Raw genomic sequence first — 20,323 nt, 5'->3', positions numbered from 1 at the left:
CGTCGCGGCTCTGCTGGAGTGGTCTTTGCGCCACCTGGTAGTGCCTACTCGACGTATGGTTATTTCTATCTGGTTGCTTAAAGAAACCAATGTGATTTAGACTCCGTTCAGTTTCTTTATAAAACCAAATGGATCCATGATGACGCCTAACCCAGCCACCGCCGCCACCCTGGCCACCGCACCGTTGGCGCAGACCTCGGACGCGCCGTCTGCCATGCCGTCGTCGCTGGTCTGGCTGTTCGCATTGGCGTGTGGGCTCAGCGTGGCCAACGTCTACTACGCGCAGCCCTTGCTGGATGCGATGGCGCGCGAGTTCGGCTTCGGCTATGGCTCGGTCGGCATCGTCGTCACGGCCACGCAGGTGGGCTGCGCGCTGGCGCTGCTGCTGCTGGTGCCGGTGGGCGACCTGGTGGACCGGCGCCGCCTGATCCTGTTGCAGTTGCTGTTGCTCGCCGTCGCCCTGGCGCTTGTGGCGGCGGCTTCGACGCGCACGGCATTGCTGGCAGGCATGCTCGCCGTGGGTCTGCTGGGCACGGCGATGACCCAGGGACTGATTGCGTTCGCGGCCACGCTCGCCGCGCCGGCCGAGCGCGGGCGCGTGGTGGGCGCCGCGCAGGGCGGCGTGGTGATCGGCTTGCTGATGGCGCGGGCTATGGCGGGCGCGCTGGCGGATCTAGCCGGCTGGCGCGCGGTGTACGTGGTCTCGGGCGTGCTGGCGTTGCTGATGATCGCGCTACTGGCGCGCCGTTTGCCGCGGCAGGCCAGCGCGCCGGTGAAGATGCGCTACATCAGCCTGCTCGCGTCGATGTTCATGCTGCTGGCGCAGGAGCGCGCGCTGCAGGTCCGTGGCGTGCTCGCCATGCTGATGTTCGCCGCGTTCAGCGTGTTCTGGACCGCGCTGGTGCTGCCGCTGAGCGCGCCGCCGTATTCGATGTCGCATACCGCTATCGGTGCCTTTGGGCTGGTTGGCGCCGTGGGCGCGCTGGCGGCCGCGCGTGCCGGGCGCCTCGCGGATCGCGGGCTGGGACAGTGGACCACCGGCATCGCGCTGGTGCTGCTGGTGGCGTGCTGGGCGCCGCTGGCTTTTGCGCCGGAGTCGCTGTGGCTACTGGTGGCGGGCATCATCGTGCTGGACCTGGCCGGGCAGGCCATCCATGTCACCAACCAGAGCATGGTGTTTCGGGTGCGGCCGGAAGCGCACAGCCGGCTGGTGGGCTGCTACATGTTGTTCTATGCGCTCGGCAGCGGTGCCGGGTCCATCGCCTCGACGCATGTCTATGCGCGCGCAGGATGGTCCGGCGTTTGCATGCTGGGCGCGGCGATCAGCGCGGCCGCGCTGGTATTCTGGGGTGTGACCTTACGCCGGTAACGCGGTGATAAAGCTGCGATAAAGCGGCGGGAACTTTCATTTTGCTTACTGGTTCAGGCTGGATATCGGGTGAATCCACGTCAACCAAATCCCGTCCGCCAGCGTAAGAGCGGTGTCACCCCTTGGGGTTCGAGACAGGCCAACCATGTCCTTGAGCATTTCACGCCTGCTGTCACGCCTGATGTCGGCTTGCCTCCTGAGTGCGGCCGCAGGCCTGCTGGGTGCTTGCGCGCAAGGCGGCAGCGCGCCGGAGGGTACAACCGGTGCGGCCCTGAAGCCGGCCGACCTGCACTGGCTCAACACCGTTACCTTCGGCGCCAACCAGTCCAGCATCGAGCGCCTGCGCAAGCTGGGGCGCGAGCGCTATCTCGAAGAACAACTCAAGGCGCCCGGCACCGATACGGGCGAGCTTGCCACCACCATCGGGGCGCTGAGCATTGCCCAGCAAAGTGGTGAGCAAAGGCTGCGCAGCGTGCGCGCCGAGCAGCAGCGCATCAACACCCTTACCGACGAAGACGAAAAACAGAAGGCGCGCGACGCGCTCAACCGCAGCGGCAACGACGTGGTGCTCGACACCAGCCGCCGCCATCTGCTGCGCGCCCTCTACTCGCCCGCGCAGCTGCGCGAGCAGATGACGTGGTTCTGGATGAACCACTTCAGCGTGTACTCCGGCAAGGGCTCGGTGCGTTGGGTACTGGCCGACTACGAGGACAAGGCGGTGCGCCCGCATGCGCTGGGCAAGTTCCGCGACCTGCTGATGGCGACCGTGACATCGCCCGCCATGCTGGAGTACCTGGACAACGCGCAGAGCGCGGTCAACCGCATCAACGAAAACTATGCGCGCGAGCTGATGGAGCTGCACACGCTGGGCGTGGCCGGCGGCCCGAGCGGCTCGCGCTATACGCAGCAGGATGTGCAGGAACTGGCCCGCGTGCTCACCGGCCTGGGCATCAACGCCAGCGGCGAGCCGCCCAAGCTAGCACCGCAAAAGCAGGCGCTTTACCGCGCGGGCGGGTTGTTCGAGTTCAACCCGAACCGGCACGACTTCGGGCCCAAGACCTTGCTTGGCCATCGTATCGAGCCGAGCGGTTTCCACGAGGTGGAGCAGGCCGTGGAGATTCTCAGCCGCGATCCGGCCACCGCGCGTTTCATCTCCTACAAGCTCGCCGCGCACTTCGTCGGCGATACGCCGCCGCCGTCGCTCGTCAATCGCATGGCAGGCACCTTCACGCAGACCGATGGCGATATCGCGGCGGTGCTGCGCACGCTGTTCCTGTCGCCTGAGCTGAACACCACGCTGGCCTCCGGCACGCGCAAGTTCAAGGACCCGATGCAGTTCGTGGCTTCGTCGCTGCGGCTGGCATATGACGGCCGCACGGTGGCCAACCTGCGCCCCGCCATCGGCTGGCTTAACCAGCTTGGCGAGCCGCTCTATGGCCGCATCACGCCGGACGGTTTCCCGGCAGCGGAGAGCGCATGGGCCAGTTCCGGGCAGATGGTCAAGCGCTTCGAGATCGCGCGCGCCATTGGCTCGGGGCAGGCCGGGCTGTTCTCCAAGGATGATGGCAAGCCGGCCGAGCGCACCGGCTTTCCTTTGCTGACCAACCGCGTGTTCTTCGACAGCATCGAATCCACGCTCGGCCCCGCCACGCGCACCGCGATGACGCAGGCGACGTCGCAGGCGGAGTGGAACACCATCTTGCTGTCGTCGCCCGAATGGATGCAGGACTGAGCAGTCCGCCCTGAACAAGGAGTACCCCATGCAACGACGTGACTGGCTAAAGGGCGCGGGGCTTGCCGGACTCGCGGCATTGGCGCCCGGCATCGTCTCGCGTGCCTACGCGCTGCCGCAGCAGGCCGATGCGCGTTTCCTGCTGGTGTTCCTGCGTGGTGGCTACGATGCCACCAACGTGCTGGTGCCTGCGGGCAGCGATTTCTACTACGCATCGCGCCCGACCATCGCCATTGCCAGGCCGGTGGCGCAGGGCGCTCCGGCCGATCCGCGCGCCGCGCTGTCGCTGGCGGCGGCCTTCGATGGCGGCGCGGGCAGGGGCATCGATGCGTGGGCGCTGCACCCCGCGCTCAAGGACAGCCTGCTGCCGCTGTGGCAGAAGCAGCAGCTTGCGTTCGTGCCGTTTGCCGGCACCGATGACCTCTCGCGCAGCCACTTCGAGACGCAGGACGGGGTCGAGGCCGGGCTGCCGCTCACCGGCAACGGCAAGGGCAGCGGGCACATCGATGCCTCGCTGCGCGGCTCCGGCTTTCTTAACCGGCTGGCCGAATCCATGGGCGGGCGCGCCGCGCCCGTCGCCTTTACCGATGGCCTGCCGATGGCGCTGAGCGGCGCGCTCACCGTGCCCAATGTCTCGCTCAAGGGTACCGGACGCACGCCCTTCGACGAGCGCCAGACCCGCGTGCTTGCGCAGATGTATCGCGGCACCCGCTTCGAGTCGCTGATCAACGAGGGCTTCGAACTGCGCCAGACCGTGGCGCAGGAGGCCGAGGCCATGCAGCGCCGCAACACAATGATGGCCGCGAACCTGCCCGCGCAGGCCGAGCCTGACATGGCGGGCCGCATGCAGGAGATGCAGGCGGCCAACCGCCGCGCGCTCAGCGCCAAGGGCTTCGAGGTGGAAGCGCGCCGCATGGCGGGGCTGATGCGTGAGCGCTTCAATCTTGGCTTTATCGATGTCGGTGGCTGGGATACGCACGTGAACCAGGGCGGCGCACAGGGACAGCTGGCCAACCTGCTCGATAACCTCGGGCGCGGCATCTCCGGATTCGCGGACGAGATCGGGCCGGCGTGGAGCAAGACCACCGTGGTGGTGGTCTCCGAATTCGGCCGCACCTTCCGCGAGAATGGCACGCGCGGCACCGACCACGGTCACGGCACGGCGTACTGGGTGGCCGGCGGCGCCGTGCGTGGCGGGCGCATTGCCGGCGAGCAAGTGGCGGTGGAGCAGCGCACTCTGAACCAGAATCGCGACTGGCCGGTGCTCAATGAATACCGCGCGATGCTGGGCGGGCTCTTCAAGCGCCTGTACGGGCTGGACGATGCGCGCCTGGCACATGTGTTTCCCGATGCGCGGGCAGTGGATATCGGGCTGGTCTAGCTCGCGGCGATCGTGGAGAGTTTGTGTCAAACGTCGGTCGCCCCCAGCTCCGCCTGCAGCCGCTCCATCTCTCGCATCATCTGCGCCGAAAACGCCGGCCCTTCCCACGCCCGATAATTCTGCTCCGCATAGGCCAGCGCGTTCTTGTAATACAAGAACGCATTGAGCCGGTTGCGCACATAGTTGTTCTGCGTGCGCGTGACCTTGCCCGGGCTGCCCATCACGATGGAGTTGGGCGGAATCACGGTGCCTTCCTTGAGGAAAGCGTGCCCGGCAATGATGCAGTTGTCGCCGATCACGCAGCCGTCCATGATTGTGGCGTTGATGCCGATCAGGCAGTTGTCGCCGATCGTGCAGCCGTGGATGGTGCAGTGGTGGGTGATCGAGCAGTGGCTGCCGATGATGGTCGGCGTGCGATCGCCGATATGCAGCATCGCGAAGTCCTGGATATTGGTGTAGGCGCCGATCACGATTTCCCGACTCTCGGCGCGCGCTGCCACATTGATCCAGATCGATGCGCCCTCGTGCACGGTGATCTTGCCGTAGAGGTAGGCCGATTCGTGCACGTAGGCGGTGGGGTGCAAGCTCACATCGGGGCCGATGAATGCCATCGCTGTCTCCTTGGGTTATTTTTGGATTGCGCAGATTGTACGTCGATGCGTTGATGCGCCGGGGTACGTTCCATCTGCCGCGTTGATGCTTTTGCGACGGGTTCGTTTCCGTTTTTGTATTCAACCTTGTGCTGGTAGGTTTCATCCCAGCATAAGTTGTCATCTTGTCGCGCAGGGACCGGCCCTTTAGGCTGTTCAGGGTCATCTCCCTGCAACAAGACAGAGCGAACGAAAAGGAACGTTTCCATGACCCCCAATAAAACCGCCGCCGCTGATCCCGCAGCCAAATTCGACCCCGGCCGCGCTGGCGAGTACGAAAAGCAAAGCCGCATCGCGCTGGCTGGCTACGACGCCTGCCATGAACTGTCCGCCTGCATGCTGGCGGCAACGCTGGGCACCGGGCGCGCGGCCGAGGTGCTGGTGGTCGGCGCCGGCGGCACGGCACAGGAGATCGTTTGCGCGGCCAGGCTGGAGCCGGCGTGGCGCTTCACGGCGGTCGATCCGTCGGCGCCGATGCTGGACCTTGCCATGGCGCGCGTCGCCCAGGCCGGGCTGGCCGAGCGCACGCATGCCGTGCCGGGCGTGGTGGAGGACCTGCCCGCCACGCCGCGTTTCGACGCCGCCACGTTGATCGGCGTGCTGCATCACCTGCCGGGGGACGACGCCAAGCGCGATATCTTGCGCGCCATCGCCGCCCGCCTGAAACCGGGCGCGCCGCTGATCCTCGCCGGCAATTACCGCGCCTATGCCAGCGAGCCGCTGCTGCTGGCTGCGTGGGGCGAGCGCTGGCGCATGCAAGGCGCCAGCGCCGACGAGGTCCAGGCCAAGCTGGGCAAGATCCTGCAAGGCGCGGACCCGCCGCACTCGGAGGCTGCCGTGCAGGCGCTGCTGGCCGAGGCGGGCTTTGCCGCGCCGCAACGCTTCTTCGGCAGCCTGTTCTGGGGCGCGTGGCTGGCGCGCAAGCAGGGCAGCTGAGCCTGGACGCTCGCGCATGGCCGGGCTTTGCGCGCAGGCCAGCCGGTTCTATCCTACGCAGACGAGAGCCGCCCTCAAGGAGCTTGCCATGCCCGTCCGCTCTTTGTCCTTGCCCGTGCTGATCGCCATGGCGGCGCTGGCCGGCACCGCCATGCTGGCATGGCCGGCGCGCGGCGCCGACAGCGACCAGGAAAACCGTGGCCACGATCCCTTCTTCCAGATCTCGTCGCGCATCGCCAGTTGCCCGGAGCCGCTCGGGCCTCGCGTGGACGAAGCACAATGGCGGCGCGACGCCCATCACCGGATCGAGGACGGCAACCACTGCTATGTCGAAGGCCGCTGCCGTCTCGGCAATGCCTACCAGTACGAGAAGGAAATCGTGGAAAGTACGCAGCGCCGCCTGCAGTCGCTGTCGATCACGCTGCCGGGCTGGCGGGAATCCTCGCTGTGGCTCACCGTGCGGGGCCGCTGGCTGCTGGTGCAGGGCTGCGTGGGGCGGGGTTTCCCCGGGCAGCCCTTCGTGGCCGCATTGCGCGAAGTTGCCGACGTGGAGATCGTGGTCGACCAGATCACGGCGGATCCGGCGCGCGGCGTGCCTTACCCCGTATTCGGTGGCCGTCCCGGCCCGGCGGCGGCCGTTCCGCCTCAATCCGGCCGAGAGCCGAATTAGGCATTTTCTTCCTGGGCTTGGATTCTTTGGTGCTGGCGCCAATCCGGGTTGTGGGGCGTCATGCCAAGTGCTACCTTCTGGGCGTGCTGGCGGCCCGTCCGGGTTGAGACCCCGACCCATGGGGAAGCGCCAGCGGCAGGTTTTTTGCTCGGGACACGACATGACTGCTCACCCTCACGGGCCGAAGCCCGCCTTCAGGCGGCTGGGTGCGGTGCTGCTTCCATTGCTGCTATGCGGGCTCGCCGATGAAGCCCTGGCGCAGCAAGGCCCCGCCGATAACCCGGCGCAGGGCGTGCCCGGCACCATCTGCGACGCGCCCTGGTTCCAGTCCGGCGCGCGGGCGCAGATGGAGGCCAGTGGCGACATGCCGATGTCGATCACCATGACCATCCGGAACCCGACGCTCACGGATAATGGCTGCAGCGCCTGGCTGTCGATTCACTCGAAGTCGGCGCTGGCGGCCATGATGGGCCCGCCGGTCGTCATGGACCAGGTCCACAAGATGACATTCGACCGCGGCGCGGCGGCCGGCTCGGTCGGCAGCGTGAGCAGCCAGCGCGCCACCATCAATGCGCAGGCGCGCTACACGCGGCTGTTCGGACAGGCATCGTTCCAGGGCAAAGGCGTGCTCAGCTACGCGGGCCTTGCGATACGGGAGGGCGTGGTGCTGCCGGGCGAGACGCTCAGTTCCAGCCTGGATCTCGAGATCCACAGCCTGGCAACGGACGAGATGGTCACGACCATTCGCGCGCCATCGGCCTCGGTCTCGGTTGGCGAGCGGCGTGTCGGCCGTGCGCAATCCATCGAGACCATGCTGGGCCGCCGCGAATGCATGCCGATCACTTACGAAAAGCGCACCTCGCTGGGGCCATTGATGATGGGCGACGACCTCATCCAGACCGAGCCCGCGATCATGAACGTCACCGACTGGTACTGCCCGACGGAAGCGTTCGTGCTGCGCACAGAGGTGCGGCAAAAAGGCAAGGTCGAGAGAATCGACACGACTGCCATTGGCATGGACGACGACGCGCAGTGAGGCAGGATGCTGAGCGCTGGCGGGAACACCAAGGAGCACCACGACATGAACAACGAGAACCAAGAGATCGATTTGCTGCCCTTGCTCCGGCAACTCGAAACCGAACTGCACCGTCCCGCCGCGCGCGGCGATCGCCATCGGCTGGACGCGCTGCTGCACGACGACTTCCTGGAGTTTGGCCGCTCGGGTGGCATTTATACCAAGGCCGACACGCTGGACGAGCTGCCCACCGAAGCCGCCTCGGGCACGATCTGGGCGCAGGATTTCTCGCTGCGCTCGCTTGCGCCGGGCGTGGCCATGCTGAACTACCGCTCTGCCTGCCAGCAGCCGGACAGCCGGCTGGAGCGGCACACCCTGCGCACCTCGATCTGGACGCTGACTGACAAGGGTTGGCAGATGTCGTTTCACCAGGGCACGCCGACGGAGAGCTTCGCGGCAAAGCCCGTGTAATCGAGCAGCTGCATAGCGGCTCCTGCTCCTGGCCGCCACCACATTCATACCGATCCCGGCAGCACAGCGCGCCTGCGGCCCTCTGTGTGCTGAATTGTACGTGTCGCAATAATTTATAAATAATTGCGATTTGTGTTTGTTGACTTGCTATGCATATTTAAATACATTGTCGAGCACGCGGGCGCGCCCGCCATGGAGAAGGCAGGCCGCGCTTTGCAGCCCGCATGACACCCAAGCAAGAACACGCGGCGAGACATGCCGATTCGACCGAGACCAGATTGAATACTTCAGACCCAACTTCCCATGAACCGCAGGCGCAACTGCCCACTGAGGCGGCCCGCACATACGAGCAGACCGTGTTGGACTGGTCCCAGGATCTGCCCGGCGGCATTACGGCGGCGCGTGACCTGCGCTATGGACCGGACCGCCAGCACAGCTATGACGTGTTTACCGCCAACACCTTGCGCAATGCGCCCGTGCTTGTGTTCTGGCACGGTGGGGGATGGACGAATGGCTATAAGGAGTACGTCTCCTTCCTGGCGTCCAACGTGATCCGCCTGGGCATGGTCCTGGTTGCGCCGACCTATCGGCTGGCGCCGGCGCATCGTTTGCCCGCGGCATTTGACGACGCCGTGGCGCTCCTGGCGGAATTGCCCCGACGGATTGGGGCGCTCGGTGGGGACGCCAGCCGGCTTTACCTGGCCGGGCATTCCGCCGGGGGCGGGATCGCGGCAATGGCGGCGCTGCGTACACCGGCCTTGCGCGCGGCCGGTGTCGGGCCCGAGGCGATCCGAGGTTGCCTGCCGATCAGCGGCATCATGGATCTCCATCATCCGAGCCCGCTGCCGCAAAGCCTGGAGGACCGGGTCTATACCATGCTGCTGGAAGCGCCCGATCTTGACGCTGTTATGAGCCCATTGTGCTGGGCCGCAGGCAACACCGTCCCCATGATCCTGAGTTACGGCGAGCACGATAGCGAGCGCGTGGTTCTCTCTAACCGCCGCCTGCGCGCCATGCTGGCTTGCCAGGCCGGCCCGGTCGCATGCCATGTGCAACAAGGGGAGGATCACTTCCGAACGCACACTGCGCTGAAGGATCCTTCGCACCCGTGGTTCGCGCGGCTTTCCGCGCTCGTCGAGGAGACGTCACAATGAAAGAGGTGATCGATATCGGCCTGCCCGTACCGGGCCAGCCCTTCTCTTGGGCAACCAAGGCGGCGGGGCTGCTGTTCACGGCGCATGGCCCGGTTCGCCGCGATGGCTCGGTCGATACCGGGGACATCGCGATTCAGGCGCGGCTCACTTTCGAAAACCTGCGGATGGCAGCCGAGGCGGCGGGCGCGGATCTGTCGTGTGTTGCCCAGGTGCTGGTCACGCTGGTGGATGCCGGCGATGTGCCCGTTGTCGATGCCGTGTATCGGGAGTTCTTTGCCGCGCCCTATCCAAACCGCTCGACCGTGATTGCAAAGGCGCTGGTGGTGCCTGGCATGCGCATCGAGATCGTTGCCTATGTTTCGCTGACTTCCGTGCAAGCTGGCTAAGTCGGCGAACCATGTACGTGAACGAGCGAACACGCAAGTTCGCTGAATGCAGGTGCGCGGAAACACCGGGCGCTGCCCACAATTGGGGCAGCGCATTTCCGCGTTGACCGGTGGCGCGGGCTACTCCGCGAAGCGTTTGCTGAGTACGTCGGCCGTGCGCATCAGGTGCTGGCGCAGCAGCTTGGAGGCCTTCGCGGTGTCGCGGGCGAGGACGGCTTCCATCAGGTCCAGGTGTTCCTTGAGGACATCGTTGGCCAGCTCTTTGCTGGAGCGCGGATAAGCCAGGCGGATACGGCGATACCGCTCCGAATGATCCACCAGTTGTTCGTCGATGCGCAGCAGCCATCTCGAAGTGGCCGCGGAGACCAGCGCGAAATGAAAGCGGCGATGCGCCGATTCCCATAGTTCGACGGCGACAGTATCTGAAGCATCCGTCGGGAGCCGGGCCTTGGTCAGCTTGTAGTAGGCGGCCATGATGTTTGCACCCCAATCGTCGTCGCCGTGCGCGATGGCATCTTCCAGCAGCAACAACTCAATCGACGTGCGCGCGCTCATCAGGTCGAGCAGGTCGCTCCTGGACAGCGGCGAAACGCTGAACCCACGCTGGCCTTCGTTGCTGACGAGTCCTTCGCCGCAGAGCAGCATCAGTGCCTCGCGAATCGGGCTGACACCCAGTTCGTAGCGCTGTTGCAGCGCCTGGAGGCGAAGCTTTTCCCCGGGGGCCAGGCCGCCCGCGATGATGTCCGCGCGCAGCAGTTGATACGCCCGCTCGGAGATGGTCTGCGCTGGAGCGGGTTCGGTGTTCTGCAGCTTACGCAGCAAGTCTGTAGTCCGCATGATCGCTCTTCTATGGTGAATCTCGGCGGGTTTCGGGAAAAACTCAGGAGCGCAGAATTATATACCTGGGATCATCTTTCATAAATTATCGGAGTTCAACGAAATTGTGAGCTAAAGGGATTGCCGCAGCCAGATACGGCTGTGTGCCTGCAACGCTGGTAAACGAAGCGGCACTCAGCGATCCGCTACCCTCCGTACCTCCCTCCCCATTTCCTTCCGACGCTCGGCATGATTTGTTCGCCCCGGCGTTGTTTAGGGTTTGTACCAACGCTTATTTGATCGAGAAAAATTTATAATTTTTCACATTCCTTATGTGAACATATGTTTCATATATGAACAGATGGGACGTGGCAAAGAGGGCCTCATGGCGCATGAGGCTGCGTGATCAAGAGTGCATATGTGCAGGTCTAAATAACTTCCAGAGGGTTGTCATGAAGCATTTCGAAAGGCGCAAGGTGTTGGTTGCCATCGCAGCCGTTGTCTCCGTCCTGGCCACCGGTGCCACTTGGGCACAGGGCGGCTATCCGACCAAGCCCGTCACCCTCGTCGTGGCCTATCCGGCGGGCGGCGACACGGACGTGCTGGCACGCCTGTTTGCCGAGAAGCTCACCGGCCGCCTGGGGCAGCCAGTGGTGGTGGAGAACCGCTCAGGCGCGGGTGGGACGATCGGCACGGCATACGTGGCGAAGGCGGCGGCCGACGGCTACACGCTGCTGTTTGCGCCGAACACCATCTCCATCTCGCCGCACGTGCTGCGCCCGGGCACTGGCGCGTCGTACGACCCGCAAAAAGACCTGACGCCAATCGCGCTGCTCGGGACCCAGTCGTTGTTCGTGATCGTGAACAAGGCCGCCGGCGTGAACAAGATGGAGGACCTTGTGGCGCACGCGAAGTCGGGCAGCCTGCAGAGCTATGCCAGCCCCGGCAATGGTTCGCCGATGCAGATCCTTGCCGAGCTCTTCAACAAGTCGGCGGGCGTGAAGATCATGCAGGTACCTTATCGCGGCAGCGCACCAGCGGTCGTTGATCTGCTTGGCGGCCAGGTCCCGATGATGTACTCGACGCTGGGACCGGTTGCGCAATATTTTCCCTCCGGAAAGCTGATGCCTCTTGCCGTGGCCGACCAGAAGCGCTCGCCGTTTGCGCCCAACGTGCCGACGCTTGCCGAGTTGGGATACAAGGACGCCGAGGTCGGGGCCTGGCAAGCCGTGGTCGGACCGAAGGGGATGCCGGCAGAGCTTGTGCGCACGCTGAACGGCCACTTCAACGAAATCCTGAAGATGCCCGATGTGGTTGCCCGCATGGCCACCATTGCCGTGACGGCCCAGGGTAGCGACCCGGCCACGCTGGGCAAGCTCATTGCCTCGGACTATGCGCGCTACGGCAAGCTGGTCAAGGAATTCGGCATCCAGGCGGATTAGTCTTCCGGCAATCAGCGAATCTGCGTTGGGCGCGGAGAACTCAATATGACTACCTTGATAACCGGTGCCGGCCTGATCGGCCGACTGACCGCTAGCCAGCTGCAAGCCCAGGGGGAACCCGTCTTGCTGGTGGACGTAAAGCATCCGGCGCCACAAGACCTGGGCACGCTGCCACTTGAGCTTTGCGACGTCACGGATTTCAACAGGCTCAGCCAGTTGGCAGACGAACACGGTGTCACCGCGATCGTGCACACCGCGGCGCTGCTGTCCACGGCAATCCGCAAGGACCCGCTGGCCGGAATCCGCGTCAATACAATCGGTACCGCCAACGTGCTGGAGCTGGCGAGGCAGCGCAAGCTCGGTCGCGTGGTCATCGCCAGTTCCACGACCGTCATGTACTCGGCGTTCGCCTCGCTGCCGGCTACGCCCATCGTCGAGGATTTCCCGTATCGCATCGTGAGTGAGCGGCCGGCCAGCATCTATGCCGCCACCAAGATCGCGAGTGAGCACCTGGCGCTAGCGTACGCGTCGCTGTACGGCGTGAGCGTTGTCGTGCTGCGCTACGGCGCGGTGCTCGGCGCAGGGGGGGATGCGGTGACCAGTGTGCCCGGAAGGCTGCTGACCAGTTTGCTGCAGGCAGGCCGCCTGGATGAAACCGCGCACCTGGACGATCCGATCCTTCTCTGGAACGGCCGTGAGGAGTTCATCGATGCACGCGATTGCGCCGCGGCTAACCTTGCCGCGCTGCGGGCGCAGGCGCCGCAACAGCGCGTGTACAACATTGCGACCGGCGATTGGTTCTCGGTCACCGAATTCATCGATGTGGTCCGCCAGCGCTACCCGGCGCTGCGGGTAGCGGAGTTGCGTCTGCCGGAGGGCGGCTTTGCCGCTTTCCCCCATGTGCGGCCCGCGCCGTCAGACGTTAGCGCGGCAAGGCGCGAACTCGGATTTCATGCGGCTCACTCACTGGCCGACTCGGTCGGGCATTTCTCCGACTTGCTGTGATCTAGCCAGACCATCCGGGCGGGCTGCGCCGCTACGCAGCCGTCCCTGAAATCGCATTGCACCTGTTTTCCCCCGTCGTTTCGCCCGGGGTGGGTTTTGTGCGCGCTGGATCCTTATTTGTATGAAGTCATGGAATTTGTAAATTTCTTGCGTGATTGCTGATGCTGCCCGCGCAGTAGGGGCAGCTTCGCGAGCAGGGCGAGTCCGAGAGAGCGGGGAAAGTCCGTCTCTCTTGGAATCAAAACGATTCGATTCGAACGGCTGGAGGGAAGGGAATGAAGCGGGCATTGATGGTGTTTGGCGCGGTGGGAGCAATCGGCGCAACGGGAGGAATGAGCGGGGCCTGGGCGCAGTCGTCCAGCGTGACCCTCTATGGCGTGACGGACATGGGCGTTGTCCGTGAAAGCGGTGCCGCTGCCGGTTCCGTGACCAAGGTCACCAGCGGGATGATGGCGGGATCCCGTGTTGGTATGCGCGGGCGGGAAGAGCTGGGGGGCGGATTGGCCGCCTTCTTCACGCTTGAGGCGGGCATCCTGATGGACACCGGCGCTTCGGGGCAGGGCGGCCTGTTGTTCGGCCGCCAGTCCTACCTGGGACTGGACTCGCGCTATGGTCGGCTGACCCTAGGGCGCCAGTACACGACGCTGGCCTACGCCCAGGTCGAAATGGATCCCTTCGTCACGGGCCTGGCCGGCACTTCCGCCAACCTGATTTCGGCTGGTGGGCGTGGCGGCAGCAACCGTTTCGACAATGCCGTGAAATACAACCTGCCTGGCTCGCTCGCGGGCCTCGAAGGCGAAGTGTCGTACAGCTTTGGCGAGGTTGCCGGAAGCACCAATACCAACAGCCAGTTTGGCGCGTCTCTCGGCTATACGCGTGGCCCGTTCAAGGCGAAACTGGCTTACGCCGATGCCCAGGATGCCAACGGACCGGGCAAGAATGCCCGCGAGGTCTTCTTTGGCGCGAAGTACGATTTCGGCATCGCAACGGGGTACTTCAACTATGTCGTCAATCGCGGCGCGATCGTTCCTGGCACGCCCAACTACAAGTCGGAGGATGTGCTGGTCGGGGCTTCCGTGCCGATTGGATCGGGCCGCGCCATCCTCTCCTACATCTACAAGAACGATCGCACGGCGGCGAACAACGATGCCCAGCAGTTCGCCGTGGGCTATGTCTACGACCTGTCCAAGCGGACCAGCATCTACACGTCATACGCGCATATCCGGAACAATGCGCCGAACACCGCAGCGACCGGTTTCTATCGTGTCTGGAATGCGAATGATGTTGGCAATGCCGGCGCCGGCAACAGCGCGGTGAGCATTGGCATGAACCACATTTTTTGATTTGCGGCGCTGGGTGCCAATGGCTAGGGCTGGCAACCCTGCGCTGGCGGCCAGCGCGGCCGCAGGATGCCGCCGCCAGAGCGAGTTTCGTTGAGGAGAGACCGTGATCGTACGTTGTGCATGCTTGCAGGGCGATGTCGACCCGGAGAACCGTATGGCTTTCGATCGGTTCATGGCGTCCGAATTGCGGCCTCTGATGAAGCGCTTTCCTGGCGTTATCTCCGTGCGCATCATGCGTGCCGAGCGCATCGAGGACGGCGGACCTCCGATCTATATGACATTCGAATCTGTCTATCCATCGATCGAGGTCATGGAGTAGCGCGCGAAGAAGATTGCCGTGAACTCGATCGCTCCCGGATTCACCGATACGCCGATGTCGCGCAGGATGCCCGCCGACCAATATGCTTCCGCAGTGGCGCTGGAGCCAGGCGGCGCGGCAGCAAAGCCGGATGATATCGCTAAGGCGTTCCCTGATTTCGGTCAAGCCGGAAGTGGCCACGCAGGATGTCCTGTGCGAAAAGCGTGATTGAAAGTGATGCAATGTGCTCATTAAAAATAGCTTGCAATTAAATAACGCGCTATGTATATTTCAGCCCATGGACACGAAACGCACCTCCCGGACCAAGCAGGCGGCACACGACGCCACGGCAAATGCCGCGTCGGCGTTGCTTCTGGACCAGCAGTTCTGCTTTTCCGTGTACGCCACGTCGCTTGCGCTGAACAAGCTGTACCGCAAGTTGCTGGCGCCGCTGGGCCTGACATATCCGCAGTATCTGGTGATGATGGTGCTGTGGGAAGCCGATGGCCTGACCGTGTCGGAAATCGGCGGCCGCCTGCATCTGGATTCGGCCACGCTGACCCCGCTGCTCAAGCGCATGGAAGCGCAGCAACTGCTGCGGCGTGAACGTGCCGTAGCCGACGAGCGCCAGGTCATTGTCACGCTGACCGCCGAAGGCCATGCGCTCAAGGAGCCGGCGCAGGCGGTGCCCCGCGCGGTGCTGTGTGCCTCGGGCTGCAGCGTCGATCAGGTGGTGGCCGTGAAGGCGGAGTTGGACCAGTTGCGCGAGCGGTTTGCCGTAGCGGCCGGCGGCTAAGGATCAAGGCGCCGGCGTGATGGGCGCGGCGGCGGCTGATGGTGGGCTGAACAACTTGACAGCCCGTTTTGATTGTCTAATATATAGCGTGCTATTTAATAGCTAGCTATTAAATATGGAAAGCGAACAGGCTTTCTCCAACCCAAGGCTCGATGAGCCAGTTTTATCAACTAGCCAGGAGTGTCATCATGTCGATCGAAAAAGTCCTCTACCGTGCTTCCGCCACCGCAACCGGAGGCCGTGACGGCCGCGCCGTGTCGTCCGATGGCGCCCTGGATATCAAGCTGGCCACCCCGCGCGAGCTGGGTGGCGCGGGTGGTGCCGGCACCAACCCGGAACAACTGTTCGCGGCTGGCTACTCGGCTTGCTTCCTCGGCGCGCTGAAGTTCGTGGCGGCGCGTGACAAGGTGGCACTGCCTGCCGACACCGCCATCACCGGCCAGGTCGGCATCGGCGCCATTCCCACCGGGTTTGGCATCGAGGTGGACCTGAACATCGCGCTGCCCGGCCTGGACCGCGCCGTCGCGCAAGACCTGGTCGACAAGGCACACGTGGTCTGCCCGTACTCGAATGCCACGCGTGGCAATATCGACGTGCGCCTGACGCTGGTCTAAGCGTAGATCCGGATCCCGAGGGTCCCCGGGCCGGCCCCGCGCAATGTTCTAAAATGAGCATCCCTTGCGCGGGGCCGGCTGCTTTGTCTCGCGTGCCGCCTCAAGTGGCAACCAGCGAAACAAGAAGACGGACCCCGGAGACACAGTGCGCTACGAACTCACCGACCTGCGCCTGTTCCAGGCGATTGCCGAAGCACAAAGCCTTTCCAGCGGTGCTTCCGCTATCCACATCACGGCATCCGCCGCCAGCTACCGCCTCAAGAATCTCGAACACGCGATGGGCACGGCCCTGTTCGTGCGCAGCGCGCGCGGCATGGAACTCACCCCTGCCGGCGAGACCTTGCTGGTGCACGTGCGCGAACTGCTGCGCGGCGTGGAGCGCATGCATGGCGAGGTCGGGCGCTTTTCCGCCGGACTCAAGGGCCATATACGGCTGCTGGCCAACAGCAGCTCGCTCAACGGTTTTATCATCCCCAGCGTGAGCCGCTTCCTGGCGGCCAACCCGGACGTCAACATCGACCTGGAAGAGCGCGCCAGCCAGGCGATTCCCTCCGCCGTGGCCGCGCAGGAGGCCGATATCGGCATTCTGGCTGGCGACATCGATGCCAGCGACGTGCGCGCTGTGCGCTACGCGGTGGACGAACTGATCCTGGCGGTGCCCAACGGCCATCCGCTGGCGCGCCAGGCCGAGTTGCGCTTCGGCGCCGCGCTGGATTTCGATTTCGTCTGCATGAGCCGCGGCAGCAGCAACTTCCTCTTCCTGCGCGACATGGCGCAGCGCGCCGGCAAAAGCCCCAACGTGCGGCTGCACGCCCACAGCTTCGAGGCTGCGTTGTCGCTGGTCGAAGCCGGCGTGGGCGTGGCGCTGGTACCGCGCAGCGTGGCCGCGGCGGCCCTGCGCGAAGCCCGGATAGCCGGCGTGCGGCTGGCGGAAACCTGGGCCCGACGCGAGCTGAACCTGATCGTGCGCGCCGAAGGCAAGCTGCCGTCCTTCACGGCGGCGTTCGTGCAATTCCTGCTCAATGATCCGCGTGTTGCCGCCACGCGCGAGGATGGCGCCCCGGTCGCGTAGTTGCCGGCGTCACCACTGAGTATGAAAAAAGCGACTGAATGCACGATGAATATATCATTTTTAGAATAGATTCATCGTCGCTACACTTTCCTCGTGTACCCAGATCTGACAAGGGTAGGCACAAGGAAAAACGATGAACAAGAAGCAAACGCTCGCCGCCGCTCTGGCACTCTCCCTCCTCGGCATCGCCTCTGCGAGTCCCTCCGCCTGGAGCGCCACGGCGCCCACGCCGGCCACGCCGGCCACCAAAGCCGCCCGTGTCGCCGCCCTGTTCGGCAGTCCCGCCGACGTGAGCACGACGACCCGCACGGTCACGCTGGTCCCGGGCATGAACTACGTGAACGTGGCATCCGGCGAATCGGTGGCCTTCCGCGCCGGCGACAAGACCGTTGGCTGGACGTTCCTGGAGGCCATTGGCGGGACCTCGGTCGATATGAGGACCATCTTCCCTGAGGTGGCGCAGGCCAAGGGGATCCGGGTGTACATCGCGCCGAGCCAGTTGTTTACCGGAGGATGAGCTTGGATGGAATACAGTACATAGATTGTATTTTCAATTTACATTGTTTAACCTGTATTCTGTTTTTACAAGCTATAGTTTGTTGGGTAAATAACATGTGCCGGAGATCGCCATGGACTATCCCATCAAAGCCATCAGCCAGCTACGTCCCATCCTGCAAGGCTTTCGCAAGGCCAGTCACCTGACGCAGGCGGAGGTTGCCGCCAAGCTGGGCATCACGCAGCAGTCCTACGCCCAACTGGAGGCCAACCCCGCCGCGGCCAGTATTGAGCGTCTCTACCGGACCCTGCAAGTTCTTGGGGTGGAACTGGTATTGAGTCCGGTAGCCTCACAGGCTGCCATGCGTCCCAGCGCCTATCAGTCGGCGCCGGGACAAGGCACCGCGGCGACTGCATTGGTGGCGCAAGATAGCGCCGCCTGCGCCAAGCCCAAGCGCGCGAAGGCGACCGCGCCCACCGCGCCGAAGCGGCGCGAGGCTTGGTAGGCATGGGATGCCGCTCACACAAGCAAAGGCTGCAGATCTGGATGAACGGCGTCCCGGTCGGCATCTGGGAGCGCGCAGGTGGAGTCGCTGACCTACTTTGACGAGTGGATCGAGGACAAGCAAGGGCGCCCGCTTTCCCTGTCCCTCCCATTCCTGCCGGCCAATGCGTCCTACAAGGGCCGCATCGTCACCGATTTCTTCGACAATCTGCTGCCGGACAGCGATGCCATCCGGCGTCGCCTCGCGCAACGCTACCGGACCGGCGGCGTCACGCCGTTCGAACTGCTAGCCGTGCTGGGGCGCGATTGCGTTGGCGCGCTGCAGTTGCTGGAGGAGGGGGATGCGCCAGTCGACCTGACGACGATCAACGGCAGGCCATTGTCTGAAGCGCAGGTCGCACGCGTGCTTCGCGACACCACGAGCGCCGCGCCACTGGGTGCTTACGATGGCGACGACGAGCTACGCCTATCGATTGCGGGAGCGCAAGGACAGGCGCAATTTCTTCAAGGCGCAACTGGTGTTCTGGCTACTTGCCGCGACAGACGGCCATGCGAAGAATTTCAGCATTGCGCTACTGCCGCGCGGCAGTTACCAGTCCACGCCGCTCTACGATGTGCTTTCGGCTCACCCAATCATCGGGCCCGGCCGCAACCAGGTCGCGCCGCAGAAAGCGAAGCTGGCCATGACGGTTCGCGGTAACGAGAACGACTACCTGATCGGGCAGATACGCCGCAGGCACTGGCTTGCACAAGGCCGGCAGGTCGGCTTGAGCACGCAGAGCGTCGAAGCGCTTATCCAGGAACTGATCGCCGCAACGGACCTGGTGCTGTCCACGGCCGCGGCCAGCCTGCCTGCAGGTTTCCCCGCCGACCTGGCCGACGCAATTCTCGACGGCGTACGGCGGCAGTCCCGCAAGCTGGCCGGAATGCGGACATAGCGGAGCAACTGCCAAGCGCCCGCCGGCTTTGATAACCACCCCCCCGAGCGTTCCAATTCCACGAACCGGTGATTCGAATCTTTCGGATGGCCGGGCTCCGGCCACAAAAATATACTGGCCGGCAGCCCCAAGCCATCGATGGCGGCGTTCTCCGCCTCTTGTCGACCAGGCGGCGGCACACAAGAACGAAAGACCGGAGACACCGTGAAATCCATCCAGGCCCGCCTGCGCCTGCTCGCCTTGTGCGGCAGCGCCCTTAGTTCCCTGATTTCCCTGACAGCCTGCGCGCCCGCGCTGGCCCAACCGGACCCGTATCCCAGCAAGCCTGTCACCATCGTGGTGGCATTCGCGCCCGGCGGCATGACCGATATCGTGGGGCGTTTGCTGGCGGCCGAACTGTCGCAGGCGTTCAAGCAGAGCTTTGTGGTGGAGAACCGTCCCGGCGCTGCCGGGCAGATCGCTACCGAGTATGTGGCGCGCAAGCCCAACGATGGTTACACGCTGCTGCTTAGTGCGACCGGCCATGTGATCGGGCCGGCCGTGCAGAAGAACGTGCGCTACCAGCCGGTGAAGGATTTCGAGCCGATCGCATTGATCGCCAAGGCGCCGAACATGCTGGTGGTGAACCCATCGGTGCCGGCCAGGACGTTGCCGGAGTTCATCAAGTGGGCTAAATCGCAGCCCAGCGTGCCGTATGGCTCGGCCGGGGTCGGCGGCTCCACGCACCTTGCCGGCGAGCTGTTCCGGCAGGTGGCGGGCGTGCCGCTGGTGCATGTGCCGTACAAGGGCGCGTCGCCGTCGACCAACGATGTGGTGGCGGGGCAGATTCCGATGGTGTTCCAGGATTCCATGAGCGTGTCGGCGTTTATCGCGGCCGGCAAGCTGCGTCCGATCGCGGTCACCAGCGCGGAGCGCAGCAAGCTGTTTCCCGATCTGCCGACCATTGCCGAAGCCGGTTTCAAGAACTATGACCTCTACACCTGGCTGGGTCTGTACGCGCCGGCCGGCACGTCGCCGGAGATCGTGGCGCGGCTGAACCAGGAGGCCAACCGCATCATGAGCTCGCCGGAGATGGCGGCCAAGCTGCGCAAGCAAAGCGCCGAAGCCGCGGGCACGCTGGGGCCGGCGGCATTCCGAAAGTACGTCGAGGCCGAGGTGGCCAAGTGGCAGCGCACTGTCCAGGTTACCGGCGTGAAGGTGGACGAGTAAGTGGGCGGCCAGGTGAACGAGCCGGT

At 64.4% G+C, this 20,323-nt stretch carries 21 protein-coding genes and 1 pseudogene; 20 read left to right on the top strand and 2 right to left on the bottom strand.

Annotated elements, in window-relative coordinates:
* Positions 1–214: 214 nt before the first annotated feature.
* The 3 genes from AC1RQC_RS11410 to AC1RQC_RS11400 all read left to right on the top strand — a co-directional run bounded on the left by AC1RQC_RS11410 (position 215) and on the right by AC1RQC_RS11400 (position 4,482).
* Complete coding sequence (locus tag AC1RQC_RS11410) at positions 215–1,369, top strand: MFS transporter (protein WP_492370594.1); 1,155 nt, start codon at positions 215–217, stop codon at positions 1,367–1,369.
* A 145-nt stretch (positions 1,370–1,514) separates the two neighbouring features.
* The gene (locus tag AC1RQC_RS11405) at positions 1,515–3,101 is read left to right on the top strand and encodes a DUF1800 domain-containing protein (RefSeq protein ID WP_492883362.1); all 1,587 of its coding nucleotides are present in this window, start codon (positions 1,515–1,517) and stop codon (positions 3,099–3,101) included.
* A gap of 28 nt (positions 3,102–3,129) precedes the next feature.
* Positions 3,130–4,482, top strand: a complete 1,353-nt coding sequence (locus AC1RQC_RS11400; protein WP_492883360.1) for a DUF1501 domain-containing protein — start codon at positions 3,130–3,132, stop codon at positions 4,480–4,482.
* Positions 4,483–4,508: 26 nt separating this feature from the next.
* Here AC1RQC_RS11400 and AC1RQC_RS11395 read toward each other — a convergent pair whose 3' ends face one another.
* Positions 4,509–5,093, bottom strand: a complete 585-nt coding sequence (locus AC1RQC_RS11395) for a gamma carbonic anhydrase family protein (RefSeq protein WP_492370455.1) — start codon at positions 5,091–5,093, stop codon at positions 4,509–4,511.
* Between the two features lie 246 nt (positions 5,094–5,339).
* On the opposite strand from AC1RQC_RS11395, the gene AC1RQC_RS11390 reads away from it, so the two are divergent.
* The 6 genes from AC1RQC_RS11390 to AC1RQC_RS11365 all read left to right on the top strand — a co-directional run bounded on the left by AC1RQC_RS11390 (position 5,340) and on the right by AC1RQC_RS11365 (position 9,764).
* Positions 5,340–6,068, top strand: coding sequence for an SAM-dependent methyltransferase (locus AC1RQC_RS11390; RefSeq protein WP_492370454.1), 729 nt, complete (start codon positions 5,340–5,342; stop codon positions 6,066–6,068).
* 151 nt (positions 6,069–6,219) lie between these two features.
* The gene (locus AC1RQC_RS11385; RefSeq protein ID WP_492370593.1) at positions 6,220–6,738 is read left to right on the top strand and encodes a BON domain-containing protein; all 519 of its coding nucleotides are present in this window, start codon (positions 6,220–6,222) and stop codon (positions 6,736–6,738) included.
* 160 nt (positions 6,739–6,898) lie between these two features.
* Positions 6,899–7,774, top strand: coding sequence for a hypothetical protein (locus AC1RQC_RS11380; RefSeq protein WP_492808198.1), 876 nt, complete (start codon positions 6,899–6,901; stop codon positions 7,772–7,774).
* A 45-nt stretch (positions 7,775–7,819) separates the two neighbouring features.
* Positions 7,820–8,224: a nuclear transport factor 2 family protein gene (locus tag AC1RQC_RS11375; protein ID WP_492370452.1), complete on the top strand. Its 405-nt coding sequence runs from the start codon at positions 7,820–7,822 to the stop codon at positions 8,222–8,224.
* A gap of 224 nt (positions 8,225–8,448) precedes the next feature.
* On the top strand, positions 8,449–9,378 hold the full coding sequence (locus AC1RQC_RS11370) for an alpha/beta hydrolase (protein WP_492370451.1): 930 nt from the start codon (positions 8,449–8,451) through the stop codon (positions 9,376–9,378).
* Positions 9,375–9,764, top strand: coding sequence for a RidA family protein (locus tag AC1RQC_RS11365; RefSeq protein WP_492370450.1), 390 nt, complete (start codon positions 9,375–9,377; stop codon positions 9,762–9,764). The genes AC1RQC_RS11370 and AC1RQC_RS11365 overlap by 4 nt, the downstream gene beginning before the upstream one ends.
* A 120-nt stretch (positions 9,765–9,884) precedes the next feature.
* Here AC1RQC_RS11365 and AC1RQC_RS11360 read toward each other — a convergent pair whose 3' ends face one another.
* Positions 9,885–10,601, bottom strand: coding sequence for an FCD domain-containing protein (locus AC1RQC_RS11360; protein ID WP_492370449.1), 717 nt, complete (start codon positions 10,599–10,601; stop codon positions 9,885–9,887).
* 431 nt (positions 10,602–11,032) lie between these two features.
* Here AC1RQC_RS11360 and AC1RQC_RS11355 point away from each other — a divergent pair, with 431 nt between their 5' ends.
* The 11 genes and pseudogenes from AC1RQC_RS11355 to AC1RQC_RS11305 all read left to right on the top strand — a co-directional run bounded on the left by AC1RQC_RS11355 (position 11,033) and on the right by AC1RQC_RS11305 (position 20,297).
* Positions 11,033–12,022 carry a Bug family tripartite tricarboxylate transporter substrate binding protein gene (locus AC1RQC_RS11355; RefSeq protein WP_492808196.1) on the top strand — a complete coding sequence of 330 codons (990 nt, stop codon included), beginning with the start codon at positions 11,033–11,035 and terminating at the stop codon, positions 12,020–12,022.
* Between the two features lie 45 nt (positions 12,023–12,067).
* Positions 12,068–13,027, top strand: a complete 960-nt coding sequence (locus tag AC1RQC_RS11350; RefSeq protein WP_492370447.1) for an NAD-dependent epimerase/dehydratase family protein — start codon at positions 12,068–12,070, stop codon at positions 13,025–13,027.
* Positions 13,028–13,302: 275 nt separating this feature from the next.
* Positions 13,303–14,370, top strand: coding sequence for a porin (locus AC1RQC_RS11345; protein ID WP_492883358.1), 1,068 nt, complete (start codon positions 13,303–13,305; stop codon positions 14,368–14,370).
* Positions 14,371–14,473: 103 nt separating this feature from the next.
* On the top strand, positions 14,474–14,689 hold the full coding sequence (locus AC1RQC_RS11340; protein WP_492370445.1) for an EthD domain-containing protein: 216 nt from the start codon (positions 14,474–14,476) through the stop codon (positions 14,687–14,689).
* A gap of 277 nt (positions 14,690–14,966) precedes the next feature.
* Entirely contained in the window at positions 14,967–15,464 is a 498-nt protein-coding gene (locus AC1RQC_RS11335) for a MarR family winged helix-turn-helix transcriptional regulator (protein ID WP_253931624.1), read from the top strand.
* A gap of 188 nt (positions 15,465–15,652) precedes the next feature.
* Complete coding sequence (locus tag AC1RQC_RS11330) at positions 15,653–16,078, top strand: organic hydroperoxide resistance protein (RefSeq protein ID WP_492370443.1); 426 nt, start codon at positions 15,653–15,655, stop codon at positions 16,076–16,078.
* 145 nt (positions 16,079–16,223) lie between these two features.
* The gene (locus tag AC1RQC_RS11325; RefSeq protein WP_492370442.1) at positions 16,224–17,150 is read left to right on the top strand and encodes a LysR substrate-binding domain-containing protein; all 927 of its coding nucleotides are present in this window, start codon (positions 16,224–16,226) and stop codon (positions 17,148–17,150) included.
* 133 nt (positions 17,151–17,283) lie between these two features.
* On the top strand, positions 17,284–17,667 hold the full coding sequence (locus tag AC1RQC_RS11320; RefSeq protein WP_492883356.1) for a CzcE family metal-binding protein: 384 nt from the start codon (positions 17,284–17,286) through the stop codon (positions 17,665–17,667).
* A gap of 112 nt (positions 17,668–17,779) precedes the next feature.
* Positions 17,780–18,151 (top strand): helix-turn-helix domain-containing protein, encoded by a 372-nt coding sequence (locus AC1RQC_RS11315; protein ID WP_492370440.1) that lies wholly within the window; start codon positions 17,780–17,782, stop codon positions 18,149–18,151.
* 2 nt (positions 18,152–18,153) lie between these two features.
* Positions 18,154–19,088, top strand: a pseudogene (locus AC1RQC_RS11310) (HipA N-terminal domain-containing protein).
* Between the two features lie 204 nt (positions 19,089–19,292).
* On the top strand, positions 19,293–20,297 hold the full coding sequence (locus AC1RQC_RS11305) for a tripartite tricarboxylate transporter substrate binding protein (protein ID WP_492370439.1): 1,005 nt from the start codon (positions 19,293–19,295) through the stop codon (positions 20,295–20,297).
* The last annotated feature ends 26 nt before the right edge of the window (positions 20,298–20,323 follow it).

It is taken from the genome of Cupriavidus sp. GW822-FHT03E04, assembly GCF_058801495.1.
The sequence above is the reverse complement of the archived record's forward strand: the minus strand, read 5'-3'. Positions and strand labels throughout refer to the sequence as shown.

What these genes read in the sequence shown, in the direction of transcription:
- AC1RQC_RS11360 (WP_492370449.1), bottom strand. Translation starts at nt 10,601, where the DNA reads ATGCGGACTACAGACTTGCTGCGTAAGCTGCAGAACACCGAACCCGCT.
- AC1RQC_RS11335 (WP_253931624.1), top strand. Translation starts at nt 14,967, where the DNA reads ATGGACACGAAACGCACCTCCCGGACCAAGCAGGCGGCACACGACGCC.
- AC1RQC_RS11365 (WP_492370450.1), top strand. Translation starts at nt 9,375, where the DNA reads ATGAAAGAGGTGATCGATATCGGCCTGCCCGTACCGGGCCAGCCCTTC.
- AC1RQC_RS11390 (WP_492370454.1), top strand. Translation starts at nt 5,340, where the DNA reads ATGACCCCCAATAAAACCGCCGCCGCTGATCCCGCAGCCAAATTCGAC.
- AC1RQC_RS11410 (WP_492370594.1), top strand. Translation starts at nt 215, where the DNA reads ATGCCGTCGTCGCTGGTCTGGCTGTTCGCATTGGCGTGTGGGCTCAGC.
- AC1RQC_RS11375 (WP_492370452.1), top strand. Translation starts at nt 7,820, where the DNA reads ATGAACAACGAGAACCAAGAGATCGATTTGCTGCCCTTGCTCCGGCAA.
- AC1RQC_RS11385 (WP_492370593.1), top strand. Translation starts at nt 6,220, where the DNA reads ATGCTGGCATGGCCGGCGCGCGGCGCCGACAGCGACCAGGAAAACCGT.
- AC1RQC_RS11395 (WP_492370455.1), bottom strand. Translation starts at nt 5,093, where the DNA reads ATGGCATTCATCGGCCCCGATGTGAGCTTGCACCCCACCGCCTACGTG.
- AC1RQC_RS11350 (WP_492370447.1), top strand. Translation starts at nt 12,068, where the DNA reads ATGACTACCTTGATAACCGGTGCCGGCCTGATCGGCCGACTGACCGCT.
- AC1RQC_RS11400 (WP_492883360.1), top strand. Translation starts at nt 3,130, where the DNA reads ATGCAACGACGTGACTGGCTAAAGGGCGCGGGGCTTGCCGGACTCGCG.
- AC1RQC_RS11315 (WP_492370440.1), top strand. Translation starts at nt 17,780, where the DNA reads ATGGACTATCCCATCAAAGCCATCAGCCAGCTACGTCCCATCCTGCAA.
- AC1RQC_RS11345 (WP_492883358.1), top strand. Translation starts at nt 13,303, where the DNA reads ATGAAGCGGGCATTGATGGTGTTTGGCGCGGTGGGAGCAATCGGCGCA.
- AC1RQC_RS11320 (WP_492883356.1), top strand. Translation starts at nt 17,284, where the DNA reads ATGAACAAGAAGCAAACGCTCGCCGCCGCTCTGGCACTCTCCCTCCTC.
- AC1RQC_RS11380 (WP_492808198.1), top strand. Translation starts at nt 6,899, where the DNA reads ATGACTGCTCACCCTCACGGGCCGAAGCCCGCCTTCAGGCGGCTGGGT.
- AC1RQC_RS11355 (WP_492808196.1), top strand. Translation starts at nt 11,033, where the DNA reads ATGAAGCATTTCGAAAGGCGCAAGGTGTTGGTTGCCATCGCAGCCGTT.
- AC1RQC_RS11330 (WP_492370443.1), top strand. Translation starts at nt 15,653, where the DNA reads ATGTCGATCGAAAAAGTCCTCTACCGTGCTTCCGCCACCGCAACCGGA.
- AC1RQC_RS11405 (WP_492883362.1), top strand. Translation starts at nt 1,515, where the DNA reads ATGTCCTTGAGCATTTCACGCCTGCTGTCACGCCTGATGTCGGCTTGC.
- AC1RQC_RS11370 (WP_492370451.1), top strand. Translation starts at nt 8,449, where the DNA reads ATGACACCCAAGCAAGAACACGCGGCGAGACATGCCGATTCGACCGAG.